At 52.6% G+C, this 5508-nt stretch carries 4 protein-coding genes and 1 riboswitch; all 4 genes read right to left on the bottom strand.

Annotated elements, in window-relative coordinates:
* Positions 1-304: 304 nt before the first annotated feature.
* The gene (locus tag RW092_RS20025) at positions 305-1705 is read right to left on the bottom strand and encodes an NCS2 family permease (protein ID WP_016313507.1); all 1401 of its coding nucleotides are present in this window, start codon (positions 1703-1705) and stop codon (positions 305-307) included.
* Positions 1706-1757: 52 nt separating this feature from the next.
* Positions 1758-1910 carry a hypothetical protein gene (locus RW092_RS20020; protein ID WP_157268850.1) on the bottom strand — a complete coding sequence of 51 codons (153 nt, stop codon included), beginning with the start codon at positions 1908-1910 and terminating at the stop codon, positions 1758-1760.
* A gap of 46 nt (positions 1911-1956) precedes the next feature.
* Positions 1957-2057, bottom strand: a riboswitch (purine riboswitch).
* Between the two features lie 264 nt (positions 2058-2321).
* Positions 2322-3860 carry a glutamine-hydrolyzing GMP synthase gene (gene guaA / locus RW092_RS20015; protein WP_009226961.1) on the bottom strand — a complete coding sequence of 513 codons (1539 nt, stop codon included), beginning with the start codon at positions 3858-3860 and terminating at the stop codon, positions 2322-2324.
* Between the two features lie 78 nt (positions 3861-3938).
* Positions 3939-5508, bottom strand: a 1570-nt coding sequence (locus RW092_RS20010; protein ID WP_316011081.1) for a DUF4129 domain-containing transglutaminase family protein, incomplete at its 5' end; no start/stop codon positions are given.

Raw genomic sequence — 5508 nt, 5'->3', positions numbered from 1 at the left:
ACTCGTTGTTCAGTTTTCAAAGATCAACTTCGTTATCACCTTATCGGCGACAACTCTTATATTATATCAAGTAATTCGTTCGAATGCAAGAACTTTTTTTCGACTGTCCGGTTCATGCATCGTCGTAATTACCTCGTCGCTGTGAGCGACTTTTATAATATATCAAACCTCTCAAACAAATACAAATGAAATACTTGGAAATTGCCCCCTGCACTCGAGAATCTACTATATATATAAATATATAAAAAAAGAAAACCTGCAATCCTCAAAGGGACTGCAGGCTTGAGAGGCCGTTAGTTCATCATTAGCCTTGGCTGCCAAGGAAAATGTAACGAAGAATGATCAGAACGAACAATACCCACATTAACCAGTGGATGTCGTATTTCTTTTTGCCAATCAGATTGGCCGCGAAGGCCAGCACCACATAGAACACGACACCGAACGAAATCCCGTTCGCAATATTGTAGGTGAACGGCATCATCGTTACCGTCAAGAACGCAGGGATAGCGATAACCATATCGGAGAAGTCGATCTCTTTGATCGATTGCACCATCAGAACACCAACGATGATCAAGGCTGCAGCCGTTGCAGCACCAGGGATCAAAGCGGCGATCGGAGCCAAGAACAAGGCCGCCAAGAAGCAAACCCCCGTCGTGAGGGCAGTCAACCCTGTACGTCCACCTTCTGCTACGCCAGCTGCACTTTCAACATAAGCCGTCGTCGTGGAAGTCCCCAGCAATGCACCGCCAGTAACAGCCGCTGCGTCAACCAGCATGGCTTTGCCGACGCGTTTTTTGCCTTCTTCTGGATCCTTCATGATTCCTGCACGAGAAGCTGTACCTACCAAAGTACCAAATGTATCAAACAATTCTACGAAAGTGAAAGTCGCAATCGCGGAAATAATACCTGTATGCAAAATACCGTCCCAGTCAAAGCGTGCAAAGTTAATTTGCGTGAAGTCTGGAACCCAAGGCGTTTGCGGATTGGACAAAGTACCGAAGTCCACTACCCCCATCAGCAAAGCGATAACCGTCGTTCCCAGGATCCCCAGCAAAATCGCGCCGCGAACGTTCAGCACCATCAAAACCCCGATCAGCAACAAACCAATCAAAGTAAGCTGTACGTCCGTGTTCTCCAGACTGCCTAAATGAATGACCGTTTCAAAGGAAAGTACATCGGTGAACGTATTCGCCGGAATATCGCTGCCAGCTTCAACGCCGATGGTCATCAGCCCGCTGTTTTTCAGACCGATAATCGTAATGAACAACCCGATCCCGACCGTAATTGCATGCTTCAACGAATCTGGAACGGCATCCAGTAGCATTTGACGAACTTTCGTTAAAGTCAACAGGATGAAGATCAACCCGGAAATGAATACAGCCGTTAAGCCCATTTCCCAAGTAAACGGATGATCCGTTGTCGCAGATGACAGAATGACGGACGCAAAATACGCGTTCAGACCCATCCCCGGCGCAAGCGCTACAGGAAAGTTAATGAAAAGGCCCATGGCAATCGTGAAAATCCCTGCGGACAGCGCCGTTGCCAAGAATACGGAGTACCAACCCATTTCGATCTGGCCAAACGCCGTCAACGTGTTCGGGTTCACCGTAAGGATGTAGGCCATCGCCATAAACGTGGTCAGGCCCGCCATAATTTCCGTACGTACCGTCGTACCGTTCTGTTTCAGTTTAAAAAACCGATCCATGATAAAATTACTCCCCCTTAAAAATTGACAATCCTGGTTCAAACAACTGGCATCACAGCACCACTTTGCCTGCATTCCCTTCGGAAAACGACAAAAAGCCCGAGGCGACATCCCTCGGGTTACCGTACATCCAGAAGAAACGATCGTTCGGATCAGTCAACAGCCCTAGGCTTTCGTTCAAAGCAAGCTTTCGCAGCAGGAGCATTCATCCGAGCAACATCCCCGAACTTTCCCCAACTCGCTCCAACGATACCTTCGTTTCTTCCTTTCGTAGCCAGATCATTTACGGTGACCTCGTAGAGACTTCCGGGCCAATTCCCGGAATTATACGAAAAGAACTATGCGGTTTTGTCGATATCCAGACAAGCCATGTCAGCAAGGCTTATTACATGATTTATTCTAGGCGGAGGGTCCTAAAATGTCAACAAAAAAAACGAATATTCGATTCAATTCGTGATATTATTGTTCGTAATTTGAATTATTCGTGAAAATTTACACTGATTTCAAAGTAATCAAGAGACCCAAAGCAATAGATACAACAGTAAATTAACCAAAAATGCTCTCCTTTATTTGCCTGAACCGGCATCTAAAGGAGAGCATTTGTGAGTTTAATAACCTATTCCCATTCAATCGTGGCCGGCGGCTTCGACGTAATGTCGTACACGACGCGGTTCACGTTCTCGACTTCGTTAACGATCCGTACAGAGATCTTCTCCAGCACGTCCCACGGGATACGCGCCCAGTCGGCGGTCATGCCGTCGATGGACGTCACCGCGCGGATACCTACGGTGTAGGAGTAAGTACGAGCGTCGCCCATGACCCCTACGCTGCGCATGTTCGGCAATGCCGTAAAGTATTGCCAAATCTCGCGATCCAGCCCCGCCTTGGCAATTTCTTCGCGCAGGATGTAATCGGAATCCCGAACGATTTGCAATTTCTCTTCCGTCACTTCGCCCAAGACGCGAATCGCAAGTCCCGGTCCCGGGAACGGTTGTCTCCACACGATTTCCCGCGGCAGCCCTAATTCTTCGCCAACCTTGCGCACTTCGTCTTTGAACAACGTTTTCAGCGGTTCAATCAGCTTGAACTTCATATCTTCCGGCAGCCCGCCCACGTTATGGTGGGACTTAATCGTTTGAGCCGTTGCCGTGCCGCTCTCGACAATGTCGGTATACAACGTCCCCTGCGCCAGGTAAGTAAAGTCATCGAACTTCGCCGACTCTTCGTCGAACACGTAAATAAACTCGTTACCGATGATTTTGCGCTTCTGTTCCGGATCATCCACGCCGGCCAGCTTCGAGAGGAAACGCTCGCGCGCATCAATCTTGACAACCTTCATATCGAATTTGCCCACGAAGGTCTCCATGACGCTCTCCGCTTCGCCTTTGCGCAGCAGACCGTGATCGATGAACATACAGGTTAACTGATCACCAATTGCTTTATGAATCAGCATAGCCACCACTGAGGAGTCTACACCGCCGCTCAACGCACAAAGCACTTTGCCGTCGCCGACTTGAGTGCGAATATCACGTACCGCGTCTTCAATAAACGTCTCCATGCTCCAGTTGCCTTCGCAGCCGCAGATGTCATAAAGGAAATTGCGGATCATTTCATTCCCATGTACAGAATGCCGCACTTCAGGATGGAATTGCACACCGTACATCTTCCGGTCCGGATTGGCAAATCCGGCGATCGGCGCATGCTCTGTTGATGCATCAACCACGAAGCCGTCCGGAAGCTGGGTCACATGGTCCCCGTGGCTCATCCATACGGTCTGCTTCGAATCCAGACCGCGAGTTAGGGCCGAATGTTCGGCAAAATCCACGTCCGCTTTGCCGTACTCGCGTTTTGCCGCCCGTTCAACCTTACCGCCAAGCTGGTGAGCCATCAACTGCATCCCATAACAGATGCCGAAGATCGGCACACCGATGTCGTACACGGCCGGGTCAATGTGTGGGGCATCCTCCGCATAAACGCTGGATGGACCACCCGAAAATACGATGCCTTTCGGCGCGATTTCCCGCAGGCGTTCAACCGGCGTATTATACGGCAGCAATTCGCTGTATACGCCTAAGTCGCGGATTCTTCTTGCGATTAACTGATTGTATTGTCCTCCGAAGTCAAGGACCACAATCATTTCATTTGGCTTATTCATGACCGAGCCTCCCTCAAATTATGACACCTATTATACGAAACGACAAAAGAGGTCGTCAAGGAAGCCCAAGCGCCAATTTCAGCCTCGGCGAGAGGCCAACTTCCGGCATTGTTCAAGGAATTTCACGCTTTCCTGTCGATCCGGTCGCAAGCCTCCGTAGTAGATCTTTTCCCAGGTCCGTACGAACTGCTCCGCACACTCCGATTGCGCCTGATCTTCGCTGAACGCGCCCTGAATATATTCCCGGGCTGTCATGGACGCGGGCTTGGGACCATGCAGCAATGCCAACTCGCGCCAAACCCGATCCGCTGAAGCAAGCAACTCGCGGCGTCCAGGAAACGTGCTCCCTGGCCGCAATCGTCCGAAGGCAAGCAGCAGTAAGTATCCGCGCAGCCTCAGTTCTCGTGCGAACAGTAAGGCGAAACCAGCAGTTAAAGCCAAAACGGTCCAATCAAACGGGCGCAGCCGCGGGGTCATACGGGTAAGTTTTTCGTAAGCCAATTCAGTAAGTCTCGGTTGCAGGTGCTTAGCCACTTCAACAGCTTTGGCTAACCACGGAAAAGCCGCTACCGTATCTGCTTCACCTAATCTATAATCCGCTAAGGTGCTGACGCTCAAGGCGATGGACTCGCCAAACCCTGGCGTCGGATCAAAGGCAATCCAACCTGTTTCGGGAAAATAAACCTCGACCCACGAATGCGCATCCGCATAGGCTACGGTATATCGGTGCATCTCTGCCGAGCTGGAGCCTGTACCGCTTGCTAGTGAAACGGCCTCCCCCCTGCTCCCCGTTCCTCCGGAAGTCGAAGCTGCAGACGGCGCAGGGTCCCCAGGCGCGAAGCCTTTGACCCAGCGTGCCGGAATTCCGCCGCTGCGCAGCAGAATGACCATCGCCGTCGAGAAGTGATCGCAATAACCGATGCGGTCGACGAACAGGAAGTGGTCAACGAAATCGGCCCCTTCCGGCGGCTGCCGGGAATCCAAGCTGTAAGTATAGCGATGCTCTAAGTAGCTCTCGACCGCAGCGGCCGCATCATAGCGGTTGCTCTCTCCGGCGACAAGCCGCTCGCCCAGCTTCCGCACCCGCTCCGGCAGTGCATCCGGCAGCTGTAGAAAGCGGTCACGGACCTCTGCCGGGTCCGGCCCCTCTTCGTGGCGCAGCATGTCTGCAGACGCTGTTGACACCGCCGACGTCAGCTCATAGCTGTAAATGCGCTCCGAGGGAGCCGCATAGTCGACGATCAAGGCATCGGCCCAAGCGTCGAACCTAGGTTCAATCTCCACTGGTTCTTCCCCGTCACCAGCGATGATCCGTTCCGCCTGGACCGGAAGCCCGCCGGACAGCAAGGCGACCCTTCCCGTTAACGGGGCTTCAAACGTCACCGTTTGGCGAATCAGCTTGCGCCCGGTGTCGACCTGGGCTGCGGCTGGGATGGCCGCGTCTTCAGCCGCCTCGCCCGTCACACCGCCCGTACGCTCCGCCCCGGCGATCACCTGCGCGCTATCCCCGACCGGCTGAATCCAGCCCCGGCCGGTGTACACGCTTTTGCTCTCGCCGCGCCAGTACGTATTGTACGGGGACAACGCCGTAAAATATGGATCAAGGCGCAGGCGCAGCGGCCCGCCCAGCTTGGAGTCGTCCCGGCCG

Source organism: Paenibacillus sp. 3LSP, assembly GCF_032465655.1.
In the GTDB taxonomy this organism is placed as follows: Bacteria; Bacillota; Bacilli; order Paenibacillales; family Paenibacillaceae; genus Fontibacillus; species Fontibacillus barengoltzii.
The sequence above is the reverse complement of the archived record's forward strand: the minus strand, read 5'-3'. Positions and strand labels throughout refer to the sequence as shown.